The sequence below is a fragment of the Paenibacillus sp. Leaf72 genome (assembly GCF_001422685.1).
Lineage (GTDB): Bacteria > Bacillota > Bacilli > Paenibacillales > Paenibacillaceae > Pristimantibacillus.
In genome coordinates, this window is sequence record NZ_LMLV01000001.1 from 1,809,813 (window position 1) to 1,831,515 (window position 21,703).

Genomic DNA, 21,703 nt, shown 5'->3' on the forward strand with positions numbered 1-21,703 from the left:
GAACGGCTATTCATTCACCGATTACCAAGCGTAAGCTTTAGGTGCGTCGCCGCCCGGCCCTGGGAAAATCTCATCAATGCGGGCGAGCGTCGCGCTATCAAGCTCCAGTTCAACCGCACGAAGCGAGCGCTCGAATTGCTCCAGCGTACGCACCCCAATAATCGGAGCCGTAACCGCCGGATTCGCCAGCAGCCATGCGAGCGATACGAGATCCTCAGGCTCACCCAGTTCATCACAAAGCTTCGCATATTCATCCAGCTGCGCACGATGCTTGTCCAGACGTTTGGTGTCGCCACTGCGGCGTCCGCCATTATCCCGGCGGTGATTGCCCGCAAGCAGCCCGCCATCCAGTGGACTCCACGGTATAACGCCAAGACCGAGCGCCTTCGATGCAGGAAGCACTTCCAGCTCCGGCAGACGGCACAGCAAATTATATTTGTGCTGCTCGGATACGAGCCCCAAAATCCCTCTAGCCTTTGCCTCGCCCTGTGCTACCGCAATATCCCAGCCAGCAAAGTTGCTGGAGCCGACATACCCGATTTTGCCTTGCGAGACTGCCGTTTCAAAAGCGCTCCACAATTCATTCCAATGTACGTTCCGATCCACATGGTGCATCTGATAAAGCTCAATATGATCCGTCTGCAGACGTCGCAGCGAGCCTTCCAGATGGCGGCGAATTTTATAAGCGGACAAGCCGGCTTCCCGGTTCGGGCCATCATGAATATCACTCATATCGCCATATACTTTGGTTGCCAGCACGGTGCGCTCACGGCGCCCGCCGCCTTGACTAAACCATTTTCCGATAATTTCCTCAGTACGTCAGGCGTTTTCACCCCAGCCATAAATGTTTGCCGTATCAATAAAATTAATGCCCGCATCTAGCGCAGCATCCAAAATCCGGAACGCTTCCTTCTCATCTGTATCCACACCAAAATTCATGGTACCAAGGCATAAGCGGCTAACGCGCAAACCCGACTGACCCAAATAAGTGTATTGCATAAAAGAAAGTCACTCCTTCAATTTTTTTATGATTGCCATACCCTTCCTATTATACATGATCAAAATTCCGCCACCAACCTGCAAGCGCATGCAAAACCAGCTCATCCCCCAATGAAAGCATTTAGATGGATTATGGGTAAAATTTTGATACACAGGCGAAAATAAGCCCGTTATGAGCGACAACGGCAGTTGAATGTCGTTTACAAGAGAGGGTGATGACATGGCTATATTTTCTTCCATAATAATTTTGCTTGCTTTGATCGGGCTGTCCAATATTATCAATCGCCATCTTCCGGTTGTGCCGGTTCCGCTGATCCAAATTGCGCTTGGCATTGCGATTACCCTTATTCCGTCCGGCGTCCATATGACGCTGGAGCCCGAGCTATTTTTCATATTATTCGTAGCACCGCTGCTGTACAACGATGGCAAGCATACGCCGCGCAATGAATTATGGAGGCTTCGCGCTCCGATTTTTCTGCTCGCCGTCGGCCTTGTGTTCGTCACCGTGTTTCTTATCGGCTATGCGATCCACTTTATGATTCCGTCCATTCCGCTGCCGGCAGCGTTCGGGCTTGCTGCTCTGCTTTCCCCTACCGATGCCGTAGCAGTCAATGCTTTAGCGGGGCGGGTTAATCTGCCCAAGAGCCTGCGGCATTTGCTGGAGGGAGAAGCGCTGATGAACGACGCCTCCGGGCTCGTCGCCTTTAAATTTGCGATGGCAGCTGCGCTAAACGGCACTTTTTCCTTAACGAAAGCAAGCATCAGCTTTGTCGTTATTGCGACTGGCGGCCTTGCGGTCGGCTGCGTGCTGGCCTTCCTGATTACAGGACTTCGCGCTGTTTTGCGCAGGTCAGGTCTGGAAGATCCAACGCTGCATATGCTTATTCATATGCTAACGCCATTTGTCCTTTATTTGACCGGCGAGCATCTTGGCGTATCCGGCATTTTGGCAGCTGTAGCCGGGGGCGTCGTCCATGCCGTCGAACGCGATGAATACGATAAGGCGCGGGCCCGGAACGATGAGATGCCTGATCATACATGGCCGGTTATTTTGTACATATTGAACGGGCTTGTTTTTGTTATTTTAGGACTGCAAATCCCTGTTGTCTTCAGCACCGTTTTCGATAATCCCGCGATTAACTCACTTCGAGTGACGGGTTATGCATGCTTGATTTTCGTTATGCTGCTGCTACTGCGGTTTTTATGGACGTACGCCTTCTCAAGAGGGGGCCGTTTATTCGGCTCTGAGCAGCAGACTGAGAAGCTGTCGTTTAAAATTTTGGCCATGACCTCGCTTTCTGGCGTACGCGGCGCCATTACGCTTGCCGGCGCCTTTTCTATTCCGCTGTTTCTTATCGATGGAAATCCGTTTCCTGAGCGGAATGTCATCATTTTTATTGCGACAGCGGTTATATTGTTATCGCTGCTCATGGCGAGCACCGTGCTCCCGCTTCTGGCAAGCAGCAGCGATACGGGCAATGAAGCAAAACGGACGGAGAAAGAGCGCCAAGGGCAGCTCAAAATGATGAATGCGGCCATTGAAGCCATCCATCAGGCGGCGAGCAAGGAAAATGAAGCAGAAACCTCTGCCGTCCTTGCCGAATATGAGCGCTGGTTCCGCATGCTGGAGCTTCAGAAGCCCCAGACAAAGAAACGAGCGGATGAGGGAATCATTGATATGCGATTTGAAGCGTTCCGTATCGAACGGGAAGCTGCCCGCCGCATGCTGGCACGGGATGAAATCAGCAAGCCGCAGTTTGAGCTGTTCGAGCAAAGCCTGGAGCAGCTTGAGCAAATGCTGGCAGGGCGCCGAAGCTTTTGGCCGATTATTATGAAGAAGCTGTTGAATTCCCTGCTGGAGATGTTATCCCTCAGAAAAACCAAATCGCATGCCAAGCTGGGGCAATCCGATCGCGAGGCGCTGAGAAGGCTGAAGCTGCGAGCCTGTGATGCGGTTATCGGCTCTTTCGACAAGCAGCTGGACGAGCATGGTTCGGAGGAACGAAGCGAGCTGATCAGCCATTACCATTTTATAAAGGAAAAGCTGCAAAAGCCGAGATCGCCGAAAAAGGATGGAGGCGACGCCGACGTGCAGCGCGATTTGCATTGGGTTGCGATTCAGGCGGAGCGAGTCGAGGTGCAAAGCTTGTATGAGCGCGGGGAAATCAATCGGGACATTGCCAATAAGCTGCGGCAGTTTATCCGCAACCGCGAGGCGTCTATTTTGGAGGAAGGATAACAAGCTGGCTGATCGGTCAGGAGTCCGGGCTTGTTCCTCATGCGAGAGCTTGGCAGCTGCCACTATTTTCTGGTATTGTTTAAGCCATACGATGTCGCTTTGAACGGCTGATATTTTGATCAAGTGAGTGAGGGTGTTAACGTATGGCGTTGCTGCAAAATTGGATCGAACAAATAAAGCATATGGATTTGGAGCATTTGCAGCGAACGCTGGAAAGCTATCGGGAATTCGGCCCGCTGCTTGGCATCCTTTTGCCTCTGCTGGAAGCCTTTCTGCCTTTTCTGCCTCTGCTGGCGATTGTGGCGGCGAATGCGAATATTTTCGGCCTATGGTTCGGCTTTCTCTTTTCGTGGATTGGCGTTTCCGCTGGGGCCATCGGCGTCTTCTGGGTCGTGCGCAAGCTTGGAAAAAATGTCAAAGCCAAAGTCGAGCGGCGCTTCCCGAAATCGGGCCGCTTCTTCGAATGGATTGAGCATCGCGGCTTTACGCCGCTGTTCCTGCTCGCCTGCTTTCCTTTTTCACCGTCCTCGCTCATTAACATTGTGTCGGGCTTAAGCGCTGTCCCATTCCGCACGTTCATCATCGCCACCTTGCTCGGAAAGGCGGTCATGATTTTATGCGTGTCGCTGCTCAGCTTTGATATTGGAAATTTCGCGCATGAGCCTTGGCGCATCGTCGTCGCCTGCATCGTCATTGTGCTGATGTGGTTCGGCGGCAAGCGGCTGGAAAAACGATATATTCATTAGCACTCATATATATTCCCTTTCGAGGCATGCTATAGCAGAATGACCCGCCGTCATGTTGGACGGACTATGCATGCCAGGAAAGGGAGATACGATGAACGAGCAGCAGTTGGACCAGGAGCAGCAGCATCAACACAATGAGATGGAGCCGATGTCGGGCGAGCCTGTAGAAGTGGCGGGTGTATACCGCAATGAGTGGAATCGTGAAGAGAAACTGGAGCGCGGCGAGGTGTTTCCAGCCGATCCCCAGATGGGGACGGCAACTTGGCGGCTGGTGGAGCTGGACTTCGACAACCATCATGAAGGGCGGACCGATCCGCGGCTCATTCCCAAAGACGATGACAATGATCCCGAAGCCCATATGCAGCATCCAAGACGCCATAAAGGCAGCAATAAGACCGAATAGCTTATGGATTGAGATTGACTTACAGCAGCTCTGTGAAAAATAGCCATGCAAAAGAAACCGCCTCTTCGTCAAATGATCAATCATTTGAAAAAGAGACGGTTTTTTTGTTACTCCTGAGCGCTGACCTTAGCCTCTCTGCCGCTCGCGTTCGCTTCCGCTTTCCATTCCTCGGTCGACATGCCGCGCTGCTGAACCTGATCCACGAGCTTCTCCAGCCTCCGTAGATGGTAGGCATATTCGAATATAGCCGACGCGACGAACACGAGCCGCTTATGCTCGTCCCGCCCCTCGCGGAAATAATCCGTCAGGTCGGTAATCAGGCGCGCTTCACGTTCCTCCTCCGGCTCGAAGCTCAGGTTCGGCTTCATCTTGCCTTCGATTTTCAGCAATATCGATTCGTGGTATTTCGTCAGCTCCTCGATCTGGTTATCGAAGCGCTGCGCCCATTTCCCCGCACCGGCGGCGGCAAAATAATGCTCCTCTACAACCTCAAGCAGATCAACGCCCTTTTGCAGCGCCTTAATCGTCTGCTTGGAGACGAGCAGCTGTCTGGCATGGCTTTTTTTGGCATGGGCGAGCACCTTGCGCTCTTCCTCAAACAAGGTGTAGCGATCCTCCAGCTTGCGCACAGATACATGCAGCGTTTCCTTCTCCTGCCGGAACACGCTTTCCTTCATCTCGTTCGAAACCGCCGTTCGCAGCAGCAAAGACATTTGCCCATAAGCGAGATGCACCTGCTCGGTAAATTGCTTGCGCGGGCGTGGGGGAAATACGAGCACATTAATCGTAAAAGCGGCCCCCATGCCGGTAAGCACCATTAAAAATCGCTGCAGCGCCACATCTAATCCTTGTCCATGCGCTTCCATAATAGCGATAACCATGACGAGAGTTACTCCGATGGTCGCTTCCATCTTCAGCCGGATACAAATAAGGATAACAGCGATACAGACGAGCCCCACCGCAATCGGCGTATGGCCGAATACTTTCATCGCAGCAAGCGCGATTCCTGCGCCAAGCAGGTTGGTCTGAACCTGATCGAGAATTTGCTGCCAGGAACGGTAGATGGAAGGCTGAATGGTTAAAATAGCAGCTACTGCCGTAATGAGGCTGGACGGAAAGCCGAAAAACTGGCTCAGAAAAATCGCCAGCGTAACGGACAAGCCGGTCTTCAGCACGCGAGCTCCAATATTCATTTGCTGTCCGCCTCCTCCAGCTGCAGCTCCGTCTCCGCTGCCTGCACGCCATTTACCCATAGCGTAATGCGGTGAAGTCCTGGATAATGCTTGCGCGTCGTCAAATCGGCGAAGCGGTGCACACGCGACAGCGCGACTTCCGCTCCTCCCCCATACTCGCGGTCAGACAGCAGGAAACGCTTCTGGGAAGGCTTGCCTGAAGCTTTAATAAAATCAATGCCGTATTCGATGCGCAGCTTGAGTGCGTCTCCATCCCGCAGCTTCATCTCGCAGCTAAACCTCGCCTCTTCGCCAATATGGACGACCGCAGGCACTGCCCGAAGCTCGGCATGCACCGTCAATGGTACGCGCTCCTCGCCCTCTTCGCCTTCTCCAGCTGCATAGCCGAACAGCTCCATCAGCGCCGGATTAGCCTGCTTGACTAGCGTGCGGCAGCCACGCCGAATAATCCAGTCTGTCAGCGGATTGTCGCCCGACCACCGCTGGGCCAGCGCAACGACCACATCGGGATGGTCTTTGGCGATGTCATTGAGATTGTTCGCCACGCTTTTGCGGACGTACAGCGAAGGATCGGCCTTCAGCTTGTCCAACAGCGGAAGGATCGGCTGTGGATCGCGCTTGAACATCGGCAGCGCCTGCGCCCAAGGCAGACGCGGGCGCGTCCCTTCGCTCGCCAGCCGGCGTACATGCTCATCCTCATCGTCCGCCCATATCAGCATTTGCTGCATCATGCGCTCTGGCTCAGCAAGCAGAAAGGGGCGCACGGCAAACTCCCCCGTCGAATAACGGGTGAACCGTGCCAGCGCCTGCATCGACCGGTCAAAGTGCTCCGGTGCCATTCCGTACACCTCCACAAAATCCGGGAAGAAAATATAAGGCAGGCCGCGGCACTGCGAGTCGATCTGCATCAGCACATCAAGCGCGGCCTCGTAATCACTTGGAAGGAAATCGCCCAGTGCTTCGGTAATTCGGCGCGAGCGCGCCTTGAGCGCCAGCTCCTCCCATTCTCCAGCCCGCACTGCCGCCGCAAAGCCTGCCAAGTCGAAAGTCGGCAAAGCCGAGCGCACCATCGCTCCGAAATTTTCTATAAATAAGCCATCGTATAAGGCTTTTAGCGGTTCTGCCATCGTAAGCTCCTCCAGTATAATCATTCATGCTCCATCTATTATGCCATAACCCGCAACCGGAAGTAATAGCAACTAATCAAACCGCCTAGCCCTGTCTTTCTATTGAAAAAAAGCCTGCCCGCCGCGTCATAAACTCGCGGCGGGCAGGCTGCTGCCTTTTGCTATGGCGCTTCTGGGCTCGGCACCTTTACTTCGGCGCCATTAGGGTGTGTATGCAAACCGGAGTAGCCCTGCTACTCCTTGCCCAGAGCCTAATCGAGGCCAAGCTCATCTGACGCTTCAAGGCTTGAGAAACGAAGCGTGCGATTGTTACTGAGAACACTGTGACGGAGCCGCTTTGGCTGCGACCGCGCAATTCGGGACGCTCGCTCCTTTTTTGGAGGACTGAGGTTCCGTTATTCTAGCTTTTGACCCGATTTCAGGCTATAAGCGGACAGGAAATCCGTTATCGTGCTCATCATCCCTTGAAATTGGCTAAAGGCAGCGCATTAGCGGCTCCTGAGTCCGCCACCTGTGTCTTTCCTGGTGATTCAGTTGAAATAGCGGCTGCTCTGTCCGCCAAGTCTATCTTTGCGCTGGGAGTAACCCCCTGAAACGATGAATAAGAAGCTGACTTTTTCGCTTGTCGGTTAAGCGTGGCGCGCGATTATTTTTTCGAGCTGGCTCGCAATCGCTTGCGTACCAGCTTGCAGATGCTCCTGCGTAAAAGCGACGCGGACGAATGTTTCGTCTGTATTCATCGCTTCAGCGAAGAAGCCGCCCAGACCGCGCGCTTTGCGGTCGATTTGCAGCAGCAGCTCCACCTGATGGGCATCTGGATAGAAAATAACCTCCAGCTCATCAAGCTTGCCGCGGAACGGCCCTCCAGCCGGTACAAATTCCAGCTCTTGTACGAAAGGCAGCGAGCGTCCCAAACGCGAAGCGTATTCGCAATCTGCTTCACGCAGACGGAACCCTAGCTGCTCCACCGCTCCCAGCACCATGCCCATCGCTGCATTAGGCACGACCTCAATGCGATCGTTATCGCCGGGATCGATGGCGCCGCGAATGTCGAGCTCGGTTTTCACCCATATTGGCGTTTTCCCTAATGTGAGCGGAGTTTGGAAAGGCAATTGAAAGGAAAAAGGCACTTCGCGATTTTCACCGGCTTTCAGCTCAAACGGCTGGCTGACCGGATATTTTCCAATGACGCAGTTATGTCTGTGCTTCTGGTCATTGCTCTCGCGGATGTATTCGGTCATTACGGACAGCTCAATCTTCTCAATGCGCTGCTCCACGCTGCCGCCGCGAATTTGCACGACGCCGCGCACTTCTTCACCTGGCGCATAACGGGACTTTTCCAGCAAAGTATCAATTTTTGCCGAGCCAATGCCAATGCTTGCTAATAACCGATTAAACATAAGAACACCTCACCGAATAATTTTTTTCTCGCTATTCGGTTGTACGTCGAGCCGTATCCTCGCGTTGCAAAAATTGTGCTGTTTATTATTCATGCCTTTTCTTCCGGGTCCTTGCGGTAGGGAAACTGAATAATAAAGGTCGTACCTTGCCCCATAATACTGTCCGCCTTGATGCTGCCGAGATGGTTGTCGACGATTTTGTAGGTGACCATTAGGCCAAGCCCCGTCCCTCTATCCTTCGTTGTATAAAATGGCTGGCCAATCTTGGACAGCTGCTCCTTCGCAATGCCAGGACCCTCATCCTGAATGCGGATGATGATTCGCGCCTTCTGCGCAAGCTCAAGCGTAATGCGAATGAGGCCGCCGCTCGCCATCGCCTCGATTGCATTTTTGATGACATTGATAAATACCTGCTTGATTTGATTTTCCACGCCGAAGACGTAAAGCGGCTCCGCAGCCATATTCACCCGGATTTCAATATTGTGCATTATGGCCTGCGTCTCCAGCAGCGTCACCGATTCCGCCATAATCTGGCGCACATCCCGGTAGCACAGCTGATAAGCCTGAGGCTTGGACAGCATCAGCAGCTCGCTCACAATGGATTCGATCCGTATCAGCTCGGATTTCATAATGTCATAATAATTATTGTTGCTGCGCCCAGAGGCAATGAGCTGCAGAAAACCTTTCAGCGAGGTGAGCGGATTGCGAATTTCATGGGCAATTCCCGCAGCCAGCTGGCCTGCAATATACAGCTTCTCAGAATTAATCAGCAGCTCCTCATTCTTTTTGCGCTCCGAAATATCGCGGATAATGACTTGATAAGCAAGGCTGCCCGTGTGGCTTGTGCTCGTTCGAACCAATTCCGTATGCAGCAGCTTGCCATGCACCGTTCTCCACTCCAGCTCGACTGGCTTTTGGCGCAGCAAATCCTCATTTTCCTCCTCGCCTAGCAATTGACGAATTTCCTCATGATGCTTCTCATGAAGAAAATTGTAGATCGACTCGCCGATGATTTCATGCTCGCTGTCTGCCTCAAACATCCGCAGTCCGGAAGGATTGAAATATTGCCACTTCCCCGCTTTGATAATCGCAATCGTATCCAGGGAGTTTTCGACCAGCAGCTTGTAATTCGCATCGACCATGCTGTATTTGCGGCTGATCATCCAGGTGGACAAGCAGAAGCTCAATATGAGCATCGTTGCAATGCCGAGCAAAAACGACATAAGCATCATCGAGTCGTTCATGCTATCGGTCGTGTAGATGTTCCAATACTCCACCTTCATCGCCTGCATGCCAATCGTGTGCATAACAATCATCGACAGCCCCAGAATGAGGCTGCTGATCAGCTTGCCATCCTTGCCCCTGCTTTCATACAAATTAAAGGCGACCAGCGCTCCGAAAAAAGCAACCATGATCGACACCATGAACAAATAGCGATCCAGCTCATAGCTTTTCACCTGACTCCCCAGCAGGTTGAAATAATGCAGCATCGTTGAGCCAACAGCAAGCAGCAGGCTGCTTAACGCCCTTCTAACCGGCCCGGGCCAGACAGATTCGTATACCGATATCGAAACATAGGTAAGAGCCATGCAGCACAATAAAGTGTAAAGCATAGTCCAATCCAGAACTAATGGATAAGTCGAACCGAATATGGCTAGCACATGCATCGCCCAAACCCCTAGCCCAAATACGAAAGAGCTGCCAAACTTGCGGCTAAACGCTACTATTTTTTTGCCTGACGGCGGGTAGCCAATCATGCTGAACAGTGTAAAACAGGCAAAGCAAACAATCATAAATGAAAACAGTGTAAAAAAGGGATTCCCTATAACGAATTGGTGATTCATAAAACTCCTCAAATATCCAGTAATTTACTCACAATACTGAAATTCGACAATATCCAATAAAATCCTCTCTTTTTACATATCTTTTTTCACAAAAAAAGCAGAAAATGATGCAAAATGACGAACAAGAGTCGCTCCCAGACTGGGAAGTCATGGCCTTTTTTCAAAAAAACACATCGTGCCTCTGTCAATACCTGTATTCGGAATGGCAAAGAAAATTGTTATTTTATGTAATTTTAGTATTATCTTTTTATGCCGCTGCTTTAGGAATGGTGTTTCTGGCTTGTTTTATATACAATAAAGAGCAATCAGAGCTTTTGCATGGCTGCGTTTTGCTGCGCTCGCTAATGCGATTTTTCCGGGCAAGCTTATTTTATAAAGGAGAGATTTAGGATGAAAATTGTACAGGAATTTAAGGAATTTGCGATTAAGGGCAACGTTATTGACCTGGCCGTCGGTGTCATTATTGGTGGAGCCTTCGGCAAAATTGTGACCTCGCTCGTGAACGACATTATTATGCCGCCGATTGGACGGGTTTTGGGCGGTGTCAATTTCAAGGACTTATTCATTAATCTCGATCCGAAGCATACGGAGCAATTGGAGGCTGCCGGTACCGTTATCCGATCGCTCGACGATGCATCCAAAAACGGCATTGCCGTTATCGCCTATGGTCAGTTTATTAATGTGATGCTGGATTTCTTTATTGTAGCCGTCTGTATTTTCTTCCTCGTTAAAGGCATTAATATGCTGCGCCGCAGCAAAACCGAGGAGGCTCCCGCCGAAGCTGCTCCTACGGAAAAAGACTGCCCTTACTGCTTGTCCAGCATTCCGCTGAAAGCGACTCGCTGCAAGCACTGCACGTCCCAGCTTGAAGCTGTCGATACAGGACGCTCTCACTAAGGAGCTGCGAGGAAATGAGTACCCGCTTTTGTCGACAAATTAGCGGTACTTTATTTCGTCGCAGTCTCTAAACGCGCAAACTGCCCTATCTTTTATACAAAGGAGTTCGTGCAATGACAGAGGAATATTTCGATATTTATGATGAGCAGATGAATCACATCGGTACAGCCACACGCTCGGAGACGCATGCCAAGGGTTACTGGCACCGCTCCTTTCACTGCTGGCTCACACGCAAGGAAGAAGATCGCCGCTACGTCCGGTTTCAGCTGCGGCAGTCCAGCAAGGATACTTGTCCGGACTGCTATGACATTACCGTCGCTGGACATCTCTCGGCAGGCGAAACGATGCGCGACGCCGCACGCGAGCTGCAGGAGGAGATTGGCGTAACCGCCAGCTTCGACGACCTGATCCCGCTTGGGCAGCTGCGTGAGGATACCGTAGGTACGGCTGGCGGCGCCAGTTTCATCGACCGTGAGGTCAGCGATGTGTTCGGCTTCGTCTGCTCCTTGCCGCTGATGGAATTACAGCTGCAAGCCGAAGAGGTGGCCGGCGTGTACGAGGCCGACCTGGAAGAGCTGCTCCAGCTGTTCGAGCACGAGCGGTCGGAGCTCGTGGTATCAGGGGTAGCTGTAAGCCAGGACGGCGGGCAGACGCCTTCCGTAAGGAGCGTGCGGGTGGAGCAGTTCGTGCCGCGCCAAGCGGAATATTACGCAAGCGTAATGCGCGCCTTGCGCGATTGCACGTAGCCGCTAAAGCAGCGACGCCAGTGGAACGCTGCTGCCGCACAGAGCGGCTTTGATTTTGACTTTGAATCTGGCTGTTCTGGCTTTGGCTCTGACTCTGGCTTTGCCTTTGGCCTTTCGCGTCAGCGCGTTGGCCCCAAGCATTTTCCCAGTTGCGATACCACTGGTCAATTAACCCGTGAATTTGATAAAACGTCGTATGGCGCGGCGCCAAGTCAAAGTCATTGATTTCCGGCTCGTTCATCAGCTGGGCAGAAATCATATGCATACAGCCATGAATGCCGCTGGATTCGATATAGCTGCCCAGCTCATCCAGCGTAGCAAAGGAACGCGGATTATTTCGAATGCGATTTTCCGCAGCCGGATTATAGCAAGGAGCGCGGCGTATAGCATCCGGGATTTCCGGCCACGCCGCAATCAGCCTAGTGTCATAGCCTTGGCTGTTATACCAGCTGTACACACGGTTAATGAAGTCGCGGTGAAAACGCATAAATTGATCACCGAACCCGCGAGGCGGAATGGTGCCGGGTATTACATGATGCGTATGGTGCCATACGGCATGCTCCTGGAGCAGCGGCGCGGGGAAATTCGGGATTAGCGGCATCGTTCGTCCCCTCCATTTATAGTTGTTGTCCATACTCGTTATGTCGGCCTAACCTTGCTGTCCTATCGTATGCTGATTCGCGAAGCGCGGTGACAGATTATCAAGCTATGGAAACACGTTTGAGCCATAGAGCATAGCAAGAACCGCCAAGCCCTCGGAGGGGCTTGGCGGTTCTTGCTTATTTTGGCTTCTGCGTGCGACTAGAAACGGTTGCGGTTTTCTCTTCTGATACAAATGTCAAACGAGATTGTAACCGCGTGGTCTCTACCAAACGAACAGCAGATTCTAACGCAATCGGAACGATCTGTGCAGAAGAAGTGAACGACTCGGCAATCGCAGCCGATAATGTTCTGAACCGCCCGAGCATCGTGACAGCGGATCGCTCTGACCAGCCTCTCAGCAACCTCTTCATGCTCCAGTCTTTTGAAAATTTTGCTTAATTCTTTTCCTGCATCCTGAATTCCTTCAACTGCTGGATCTCTGCGATGACAACCATTACTTCTGTTATCATTTGCTGACTCTTGGCGTTGACAGGAACAAGAAGAAGTGCGAGCCCGTTTCGATTGGCGCGATGCTGATTTAATGTTTTTCACTTGAAACTTCGATTTTACTGACATATTAAATGCCACCTCTCTCATGGTTTCTGCTATATCATATTCAAATAGAGTAAAGAGGTATGGACATGTATTCCCCGACAAACACATATCTGCTATTCCTTAATTTCCGTATAGGCCGGCGATTAGCGGGACATATTAAATGGCATCACTGGAAATGGAGGAAAATTTGTGTTTATCCAAAAAACAATCTGCATCACAACGCTCTGCTTAGCGCTAGGAGGCGCTTCCCTTCCCTTAGCCCATGCCGCTGGAAAAACGGTACCCTCTGAGGAAATCAAGCTCGACCTCATTAATAGCAAAGGAGCCGTCATCGGCAAAGCAACCCTGCAGGAGCAAGCTGACGGTGTACATATCCGCCTTGCGGTGGACCAGCTCGCACCGGGCATGCACGGCATTCATTTTCACGAAACGGGGAAGTGCGAGGCTCCCGAATTTACGACCGCTGGGGCGCATTTCAATCCGCTAAGCAAGCAGCACGGATTCAGCAACCCCAAAGGCTTCCATTCTGGCGATTTGCCGAATATTCAAGTTGACGCGTCTGGAAAAGTAGAGGCCGAAATCATTTCGAAAAATGTGACGCTCGCCAAGGGCGAACCTAACTCGCTAATAAAATCAGGCGGCGCTGCTCTGGTTATTCACGAGAAAGCGGATGATTACGTCACTGATCCTTCCGGCAATTCCGGCGCTCGCATCGCATGCGGTGTGATTAAATAGCGATAATAGGATGCTGGATGAAAAACGGGTTAATACGTTACGATGAAACAAATCATTACACGATACTCCAACCGTATGAAAAAAGCGCGGGCTCTGGGTTTTCAGAGCACCGCGCTTTTTTCATTTCCATAACGATGAATAAACTGTTCCATCACGTCCTTCTCTCCATTCATAATTGAAAGGCAGACCCGCGTCCTTCTTAAAAACCAGCATCATCCCCGCCCCTCCCGCATATAGCTTAATTTAGGATGAGACTCCCTGCTGGCATGCTGCGGGGCAAAGGAGCGATGTTCATATGTCAGAGCAATCAAAGGCAGCAGAGCAAGCGGCAGCTGTGTTGTACCAGGCAGAGCCTGCACATACAGCTATGGTGCAACAGGTGCAAGAGCAGATTCATCGTCTGTGCCACGGACATATGCATAGGCCTGTGCGCGTGCATACGATGGATGGCCATGTATACGAGGGCTATATTGCACATGTGGACCGCTGCCTGCTGTATTTGCACTGTACCGTGCAGGACCCGCGCGCCTTCATTCCTCCACAAAACGCCATTCTACCACTCGTTCTCTACGAGCTGCTTGTCATTACCCTGCTTTACACCTAAAACGCTGTTCTTCTCCCGTTCATACCCCCATGCTATAATAGTCACAGCTTAGGGGGATGAATATGCAAATTATCGCAATGGTTACGATGCTGCTTGATCATATTGGATTGATCTGGTTTCCCGAAGATGATACATGGCGAATTATTGGCAGGCTTGCTATGCCGCTTTATGCTTATGCGCTTGTCATTGGATATTTCCGCACCAAAAACATAAACCAATACTTATGGCGGATGACGGCCATTGCGGCTTTGTCGCAAATCCCATATTCTCTAGCCTTCGCCACTTGGGAAATTAACACCGTGGGCACTCTGCTCGTTTGTCTCGTGTCCCTGAAGCTTCTGGACCAGTTGAGATCGAGTCCTGCCCTTCAAGTGTCACTGGCTGCCTTCCTGCTGCTGCTGCTCGAAGTCATTCCATGCAGCTACGGCGCTTATTTGCTAGTGCTCGTCCTCATCTACCGTTATGTCCCGAAACACGGTATGGCTCCGGCCCACCTGCTGCTCAACCTCTTTTATTTATTCTACATGGGCTGGAGCATTCAGATGTTCAGCGTTGTCGCAACCTTGCTGCTTGTCTACTCGCCAAGCATGCTGCTAGCAGCCGATACCATCAAAATTCCTCGCAGCCTATGGCGCAGTTTTTACCCGTTGCATCTTGCCATTATTGCAGCACTGCAGTATGTAATCCTAGCTGGAAAGTAGTGTTTTCCAGCTGACACAATATGTTAGAAATATATAAGCAAATTAAACAATATTCTTACGGCTGTTTCATAAGCGGCTAAAACGTTTAGGATAGAATAGGAAAAAACGATCGGAGGTGGACAAGGTCATGATGAAAATCATTACCTTCAAAAGTCGTTCTGTACCTGTTTATTATACTAACGAACAAGCCGCGTCAGTTGAGCAGCTTCATCATAAACTGCGTGAAATGGAACTCAATTTCGACTTTCGAAAAAAATGGAAACGGATCTCTAAAGTTGAAGTCGTACGTGAGGTTGCTATTTTTCAATACAGCGATGGTACTAAACTTTATCTGGAAGTTAGCTAAACACCCTCTAGCCCCCACTGGACTAAAAGGAACATCATCCCCAACCTAAACAAGCGTAAACGATTTTTTCGCTTTTTATCGACGAAACCGGTACGCGATGGAACCGAAGCATATACGGATCGCATCACTCATTTATTCCAATCGTTTAGAAAAGCCTCCTACCGCTGCGATAGTGGATTTGGAGGCTTTGTTGCGTTTAGAACCATGATCTTTATTCTAATAAAAAAAAGAGCCTGCCCTATCGCTTTCGCTTGGGCAAGCTCTATCTCAGAAGACTATGCGCCTGTTCGTTCAGGCTTGCGAATCATCGATAAATCCAGCATATCTGGCTGTGCGGGCTGGCCCAGCAAATATCCCTGCATGTAATCGCAGCCCCAGTCTCGCAGCAGCTCATACTGCTTCACATATTCGACTCCTTCAGCAATGACGCTAATGCCCAGCTTATGCAACAGCCCAATCATTGCCTCCACGATATGATGCTCAGCGCCTTCCTTATCGATTTCTCTAACAAAGGAGCGATCCAGCTTCAAAGCATGAATCGGCAGCAGCTGCAAATTGGCCAGCGACGAGTGCATGGAACCGAAATCATCCAGCGCGATCAGCACACCGCTTGCATGCAACCTAGTCAAGGCTTTAATGGATCGCTCGCATTTCGCATAATTATAGCCCTCTTTGATTTCCAGCTGCAAACGATGCGGCGGTATTCCGGTCTCCTCCAGCGTATTTAGCACCATGTCAGCATAGGCGCAGTCTGCCAGCTCTGTCGGCGAAATATTGACGGACATGACCAGTGCAGCTTGGTCCGGCAGGCTGGCCAGCATGCGGCAGGCCTGCTTGATCACCCAGGCGCCAATTGGCAATATCATGCCGTTTTTTTCTGCAAAGGGTATAAATTCAGCTGGTTGAATGTTGCCAAGCTCTGGATGATTCCAGCGCAGCAGCACTTCGAAGCCCCGCAGCTTACCCGTTTTCACTTGATAGATGGGCTGGTAGTTCAAGTGAAACTGCCCTTTGTACAGCGCCGTTCGTATGGCAGCCTCCAGCTCAAAATGCCGATTAATTTGCTCTGTTTCCGCCCGCGAATAATAGGAAATCTGGCCTTCTCCCTTTAAAACACCGCTATACAGTGCTGTTTCCGCATGGCAAATGAGCTGCTCGCTTGTCGTACCATCCTGCGGGAACAGGCTCACGCCAATGCTGGCAGTTAAATGATAACGATCGGAGCCAGAGCCTACGGGCTGCTGCACCATTCGTTTGAAACGTTCTAGCAGGCTATATCCATCCGCTTGATTAGCATCCAGCACCACAGCAACCAAAAAAGTACTGTCGCTCATTTGCCAAATTGCAGCCCGGTCCGCTCCAGCCGCCACCAGCCGCTCTTCAATCTGCTGTATCACCTCGCTACCATAGTCCAATCCTCGAGCTCCGATGATGCGGTAAAAATGGTCAAGCTGCACCAGCACCGCGGCAAGCTTATGGCTTGCATTTTGCACTCGCAGCAGCATGTGGCCCAGCTCGCGGCAGGCATTCAGCTTTGCAGGCCATAATGCAATGACTTGTTCCTTCATATTTCCCATCCTTCGATCCAATAGTAAGTTAAATCTATGTTCTCATACAATAATTAGGAAATTTCAGCAATTACCTTTAGATAGTTGTTAGAATGTCATTTTCCATACAAAAAACCGTCTGCATAAGCCAGACGGTCCCTAAAAAATGCATGCTATTATTTCTCCTGGCTGACTGAGGAATTCTGGGCTGTGTACTTGTAGCCAAAGCCCCAAACCGTTCGAATCAGACGAGGCTCCTTTGGATTTTGCTCGATTTTTTTCCGCAGATTCACAATGTGTACATCAATAGCACGGTCGGTGACAAAGGAATCAAAGCCGCGAATGGCATTGATTAACTCTTCCCTGCTGAATACCTTGCCTGGATACGCCAAAAATAGCTTCATAATTTCATATTCCGAAAATGTTGTTTCTACCAGCATGCCTCTGACAAGCAGCAATCTCCGTTCAAAATCAAGCTGGATCGGATCCCGCTCCTCTTCGCCTTGCTCTTGCTCAACCTCTGCTCCGGCCGGCTTAATATTAGCTCTGCGAATCAAGGCCTCGACTCTCGCCGTCATCTCGTGCATGCTGAATGGCTTGCACATATAATCGTCTGCACCAGACTTCAACGCCAGCACTCGTTCTGACACTTCATTTTTCATGGATAAAATCATAATAGGCACATTCGAACGCTCGCGAATCAATGCACATATCTCCATCCCATCCATATCCGGGAGCATAAGATCCAGCAAAACCAAATCAGGTTCGAATTCCGAAATAATACGCAAGCCGTCATTTGCCAATCCCGCTTGTTTGACAGAATAGCCTTCCTCTGACAAATACATAGACAGCATATCACTCATCATGACGTCATCTTCTATAACTATAACTTTATACACTGGCGTCACCCCTTATTGGGATTGAAGATTTCTGTCGAATTTAGTCTGTCTTCTTACTATACAATATAGCTGTGACAGACTACAATAATTTGTTAGAGAATTGTTAGGGTTTTTTGTCGAACTTTTGTCACTTGTCTTGTTGCAAACATTTGAGCAAATGTGTCAATTCTTCTTCCAGATTTGTCAGCCGCTGGCTCCATTCCTGCTCATCTATTTCCTCCTGATTGAACAGCAGCTCCAGCTCTGTCGCCGCATTCGCCACTTGATAAGCGGATAAATGGCTAGCCGCTCCCCTAAGGGTATGCACGAGACGCTTGGCGGTCACGAGATCCCTCTCTGTCATTGAAGCGATTAATCTGTCGATAAATGAAGGGTAATCGGCTTGAAATTGTTCTAACATATGCATCAAAATCGGAAGCTTGCCATTCACTCTGGCGAGCGCCTCCGGCAAATCTACTCCCGGAATGACCGGCAGCGAGGAATAAGCCGTCTGTTCATATTGCGGCTGCACATGGGGCTCATCCTCCCATAACGTCGATACCGGCAATATCCCCGTCTGATTCAACCAGTGCGAGAGTACGGAATGGAGAAAACCGGCGCTGATCGGCTTCGTTATAATATCATCCATGCCAAGCTGCCTGTACTGCTCATGATCGGCGCGCAGCACATTGGCGGTAACCGCAATAATCGGCAGCCCATCATATTTGGGATTGGCCCGAATAAATCGCGTCGCCTCCATGCCATCCATTTCCGGCATATGAATATCCATGAGAATGAGATGCCATTCCTCCCGCTCCAGCATTTCCAGCACCTCATGACCATTTTCGGCCAGACCTACTTCGTAGCCCCGTTCTTTTAACATTTCCAGAGCGACGATTTGATTGATTTTATTATCTTCGGCAAGCAAAATTTTCGCATTGCGCCCTTCCCGCTGTTCAACGGCCACTTCGCTCATCGCCCGGTTCCAAGGCGGAATAAAGGAACGCTCCGTCAAAACTCCTCTCAGGCCGTTAAGCATAGCTAACCGGGTAACCGGCTTTGTAAGCAGGGCAAGCGGACGATCCTTTTCTGGCATTTGCAGCATTTCGTCCCGCCCGAATGAAGTCGTCAGCACAGCCGTCTTCACGCCAGCCGCCACAGCCTCCTGATGGAACTCAAGCCAAGTTTCCGCCCCGTACATATCAGGCATTTCCATATCGAGCAAAATCAGCTTCGGCATCGCTCCGGCACCGATTCGGCGCAGCCGCTCCCGCGCTGTCTTCCAGGAAGCGAAGGGAACCGGGGCCATTTCGAACGATTCCAGCCTTTCGCACCAATGGTGGCGCATCATTTGGCTGTCCTCCACGATCCACACCGGCTGTCCAATCATCTCCTCGCCTAGCTCCATGCTGTAGGACGGCGCTTCTTCAAGCATAGGGAATGTAATGACGAAGCTGAATTTACTGCCGCGGTCAGCCTTGCTCTCCGCGATGAGATTTCCGCCCATCAACGTGACGAGCTTTTGGGAAATAACAAGGCCAAGCCCTGTGCCCCCATATTTCCTCGTCGTAGATCCATCCGCTTGGCTGAATGGCTGGAACAGCCTATCCAGCTGCTCCTCGCTCATGCCGATGCCTGTATCTTCAACGACAAAACGCAGCTGCACTTCCGCTTCACGAAGCTCTACCACTTCTAATCGAAGGCTGACATGGCCTTTTTTCGTAAATTTAATCGCATTGATGCATAGATTCAACAGCACCTGCTCCAGCCGCAGCAAATCCCCAAGCAGCGTGCTTGGCAGATTGTAAGCCGTATGGATCAAAAATTCGAACTGCTCCTTGCCGCCCATAAAGACGCTGAGCTGATCCGCTACCCGGCCAAGCAGCTCCTCCGGATGGAAAGCTAGCAGTTCAACCTCGATTTTCTCCGCCTCTACTTTGGAGAAATCGAGAATATCATTAATGATTCGCAGCAGTGACTCGGATGACGTACTGATTTTGTCCACATAATCTTTCTGCGAATAGGATAATCCCGTGCGCTTGAGCAGCTGGGTCAGTCCGATGATGCCGTTCAGCGGCGTTCGAATTTCATGGCTCATGAGGGCAAGGAATCTGCCTTTGGCCGCATTCGCCTCCGCCGCATCCTGCGACGCCTGAAGCAGCTCCTCCTGAATGATTTTTTGCTCCGATATGTCCCGTGCAATGCAGGAGAAATAATCCTCTCCTGTTCTGCGATTATGATGGGATACGAGCACGAGCGATACATGCTTCAATTGCTTTTTCTTCGTCAAAATTTCGACATTGCCTTCCCAATACCCGTACTGCTTGGCCAGCTCTGAGCCATTCATGAGATAAAAGAACATTTCACTGCTTAGATGCCCGCTCAGCGAAGAAAGATCCATTTCCTCCTCATGGATGCCGAGCATCTCCTTGCCCGCCTGATTAATGTAGATCATTTCACCCTGGGAATCGACCGAAGCGATCAAATCTTTGGCAGAGCCAACGATATCAAGCAGCCGATTGCGCGATTTTTCCACCTGCAGCTTGTCGGTTATATCCAGAAACATACCAACGGCTCCTGTAAATTTCCCATTTGCATCCCGCAGGCCATTCGTGCTGAGCAGGACGGGAATGCGTTTGCCATTTTTCGCAATAAAGGTCCATTCCCGCTCGTAGGAAAACTCGGCATTGCGCAGCTCCTTGAGCACATCCAGTCCCGGTATCACCTCGCGGCCCAATTTCTCCCTAAGCTCCTCGGCCGTTATCCGGATTTCCTCCATGTCCATGAACAGCAGCGGCGTCGCATGCCCCGACACTTCTTCTGTCTTATAGCCGATCATTTCCTCAGCCTTCTTATTGAGATAGGAAATACGGTAATGCTCGTCGAGGACGACAAAGGAATATTGATTTTGATTAATAATCGCTTCCAGCCGTTCAAACATTCTTCTTAGACGCACAACCATGACGTTCACCGAACGCGACAGCTTGCCTACCTCGTCCCCTGGCATTTCTGACAGATGCTCGGCATCAAACTGGCCAGCGGCTGCCTGTTCGGTGACGATCAATATATTTTTCAACCGATTTACCATATTGGCAAAAAAGAGATAGCACAGCAGCACAATGACAAGCTCTGAGCCAACGAGCGTCAGCAGAATGCTCAGCAGAACGGGCAGCGTCCCAATCTCCAAATCCGACATCGGCATTTCAAGCATAAAATGCCAAGCAGCCACACCATCCACCTTGGAGTGAAATACTGCGTATTCATTCATATTTGAGGAAATGATCTCCATGCCATCCTTATTGGACAGCAGCTTTTCATTCACCTGAATTTCCTGTAAATTCCCGTTCATCATGGCAGTCTGCGGCAATACCCCATCATCCGAACAGAACAATACTACGCCTTCCTCGTTATACAGCCAGAAGGTGGCTGCATCCGGCTTGTCCAATTGCAAATAAGGGATAATCATATCCATATCAATAGCTGCATAGACGATTCCGGCAATTTGATTTTCTTCATTGTAGACCGGAACGGCTATGACAAATTGTTCTTTTGGCGAAAGGCTTGTTTTGAAAGGATCGCTGATCAGCACCTTCCCTTTAATCGACGTCTGGAAGAAGGAATGGTTGCTCAAATCAAACGGCGTGCCATCCGTACGTATGGCCATGCCGTCCTTGCCCACAAAGCCAAGGGAGCGGAAGGCAAAGCCTGCCCGCACAAGCTCACGGTTAAAATAGCTGAGCTTCTCTTCGTCTTTTCCATAACGTACGACATCGGTTCGGCTAATGACCAATACTTCCGCCCGCCTGATTGCAAGCCAAGCAGACAGGTTATTCGCACTGCTGTTTAGTTGGCTTAATGTTTTCTCTGTTGCGGAATCAATCATTCCCTGTCTTAAGCCCATATAGTTAATAATGCCGGCAAACAGCAGCGGAATAAAGGTAATTAATACTATAACCAGAAGTCCCTTGACCCTAAGAGACGTGTTGTTCAAGCGGCTCACTTCCTATCCGACAAAGTTTGTCAGTTGTCCCGTTTATTATACAGCCTTTACGAAAGCGGGAGAAGCAAAAACGCCAAGGCGGAGGGCCCTGGCGTTCAAAA

General features: G+C 50.6%; 18 protein-coding genes and 1 pseudogene. 11 read left to right on the forward strand and 8 right to left on the reverse strand.

The genetic code is table 11. From position 1 onward, the window contains the following. Positions 1 to 21: 21 nt before the first annotated feature. Positions 22 to 999 (reverse strand): annotated as a pseudogene (locus ASF12_RS07740) (aldo/keto reductase). A 220-nt stretch (positions 1,000 to 1,219) separates the two neighbouring features. Between ASF12_RS07740 and ASF12_RS07750 the strand changes: the two are divergent. From ASF12_RS07750 to ASF12_RS07760, 3 genes are all read left to right on the forward strand, one after another. Continuing rightward, entirely contained in the window at positions 1,220 to 3,238 is a 2,019-nt protein-coding gene (locus ASF12_RS07750) for a Na+/H+ antiporter (RefSeq protein ID WP_056031792.1), read from the forward strand. A 143-nt stretch (positions 3,239 to 3,381) separates the two neighbouring features. Continuing rightward, positions 3,382 to 3,984: a TVP38/TMEM64 family protein gene (locus tag ASF12_RS07755; protein ID WP_056031795.1), complete on the forward strand. Its 603-nt coding sequence runs from the start codon at positions 3,382 to 3,384 to the stop codon at positions 3,982 to 3,984. A gap of 70 nt (positions 3,985 to 4,054) precedes the next feature. Then, the gene (locus ASF12_RS07760; RefSeq protein WP_442952506.1) at positions 4,055 to 4,387 is read left to right on the forward strand and encodes a transposase; all 333 of its coding nucleotides are present in this window, start codon (positions 4,055 to 4,057) and stop codon (positions 4,385 to 4,387) included. A 107-nt stretch (positions 4,388 to 4,494) separates the two neighbouring features. Here the strand turns inward: ASF12_RS07760 and ASF12_RS07765 are convergent, their stop codons facing one another. From ASF12_RS07765 to ASF12_RS07780, 4 genes are all read right to left on the reverse strand, one after another. Beyond that, positions 4,495 to 5,580: an FUSC family protein gene (locus ASF12_RS07765; RefSeq protein ID WP_056031797.1), complete on the reverse strand. Its 1,086-nt coding sequence runs from the start codon at positions 5,578 to 5,580 to the stop codon at positions 4,495 to 4,497. Further along, entirely contained in the window at positions 5,577 to 6,707 is a 1,131-nt protein-coding gene (locus tag ASF12_RS07770) for a DNA alkylation repair protein (protein ID WP_056032994.1), read from the reverse strand. The genes ASF12_RS07765 and ASF12_RS07770 overlap by 4 nt, the downstream gene beginning before the upstream one ends. A gap of 629 nt (positions 6,708 to 7,336) precedes the next feature. Next, positions 7,337 to 8,107: a sporulation protein gene (locus ASF12_RS07775; protein WP_056031802.1), complete on the reverse strand. Its 771-nt coding sequence runs from the start codon at positions 8,105 to 8,107 to the stop codon at positions 7,337 to 7,339. An 89-nt stretch (positions 8,108 to 8,196) separates the two neighbouring features. Next, on the reverse strand, positions 8,197 to 9,951 hold the full coding sequence (locus tag ASF12_RS07780) for an ATP-binding protein (protein WP_056031805.1): 1,755 nt from the start codon (positions 9,949 to 9,951) through the stop codon (positions 8,197 to 8,199). 390 nt (positions 9,952 to 10,341) lie between these two features. Between ASF12_RS07780 and mscL the strand changes: the two genes are divergently transcribed. The 8 genes from mscL (at position 10,342) to ASF12_RS07825 (ending at position 15,177) form a co-directional block, all read left to right on the forward strand. Then, on the forward strand, positions 10,342 to 10,848 hold the full coding sequence (gene mscL / locus ASF12_RS07790) for a large conductance mechanosensitive channel protein MscL (RefSeq protein ID WP_056031811.1): 507 nt from the start codon (positions 10,342 to 10,344) through the stop codon (positions 10,846 to 10,848). 113 nt (positions 10,849 to 10,961) lie between these two features. Then, a complete protein-coding gene (locus ASF12_RS07795; RefSeq protein WP_056031814.1) occupies positions 10,962 to 11,594 on the forward strand; it encodes an NUDIX hydrolase in 633 nt (210 codons plus the stop codon). A gap of 175 nt (positions 11,595 to 11,769) precedes the next feature. Beyond that, complete coding sequence (locus ASF12_RS07800; RefSeq protein WP_155972872.1) at positions 11,770 to 12,189, forward strand: hypothetical protein; 420 nt, start codon at positions 11,770 to 11,772, stop codon at positions 12,187 to 12,189. Positions 12,190 to 12,359: 170 nt separating this feature from the next. Further along, positions 12,360 to 12,635, forward strand: a complete 276-nt coding sequence (locus ASF12_RS07805; protein WP_056031823.1) for a hypothetical protein — start codon at positions 12,360 to 12,362, stop codon at positions 12,633 to 12,635. A gap of 351 nt (positions 12,636 to 12,986) precedes the next feature. Next, on the forward strand, positions 12,987 to 13,526 hold the full coding sequence (locus tag ASF12_RS07810; protein ID WP_081418713.1) for a superoxide dismutase family protein: 540 nt from the start codon (positions 12,987 to 12,989) through the stop codon (positions 13,524 to 13,526). Positions 13,527 to 13,821: 295 nt separating this feature from the next. Continuing rightward, positions 13,822 to 14,130, forward strand: coding sequence for a hypothetical protein (locus ASF12_RS07815; protein ID WP_056031828.1), 309 nt, complete (start codon positions 13,822 to 13,824; stop codon positions 14,128 to 14,130). 62 nt (positions 14,131 to 14,192) lie between these two features. Further along, positions 14,193 to 14,831 (forward strand): TraX family protein, encoded by a 639-nt coding sequence (locus ASF12_RS07820; RefSeq protein WP_056031833.1) that lies wholly within the window; start codon positions 14,193 to 14,195, stop codon positions 14,829 to 14,831. Positions 14,832 to 14,958: 127 nt separating this feature from the next. Next, complete coding sequence (locus tag ASF12_RS07825; protein WP_046229519.1) at positions 14,959 to 15,177, forward strand: hypothetical protein; 219 nt, start codon at positions 14,959 to 14,961, stop codon at positions 15,175 to 15,177. Positions 15,178 to 15,452: 275 nt separating this feature from the next. Here the strand turns inward: ASF12_RS07825 and ASF12_RS07830 are convergent, their stop codons facing one another. The 3 genes from ASF12_RS07830 to ASF12_RS07840 form a co-directional block, all read right to left on the reverse strand. Then, positions 15,453 to 16,745 carry a putative bifunctional diguanylate cyclase/phosphodiesterase gene (locus tag ASF12_RS07830; RefSeq protein WP_056031837.1) on the reverse strand — a complete coding sequence of 431 codons (1,293 nt, stop codon included), beginning with the start codon at positions 16,743 to 16,745 and terminating at the stop codon, positions 15,453 to 15,455. Positions 16,746 to 16,900: 155 nt separating this feature from the next. After that, the gene (locus ASF12_RS07835) at positions 16,901 to 17,623 is read right to left on the reverse strand and encodes a response regulator transcription factor (RefSeq protein WP_081418667.1); all 723 of its coding nucleotides are present in this window, start codon (positions 17,621 to 17,623) and stop codon (positions 16,901 to 16,903) included. A 127-nt stretch (positions 17,624 to 17,750) separates the two neighbouring features. Then, on the reverse strand, positions 17,751 to 21,593 hold the full coding sequence (locus tag ASF12_RS07840) for a response regulator (RefSeq protein WP_056031846.1): 3,843 nt from the start codon (positions 21,591 to 21,593) through the stop codon (positions 17,751 to 17,753). Positions 21,594 to 21,703: the final 110 nt, after the last annotated feature.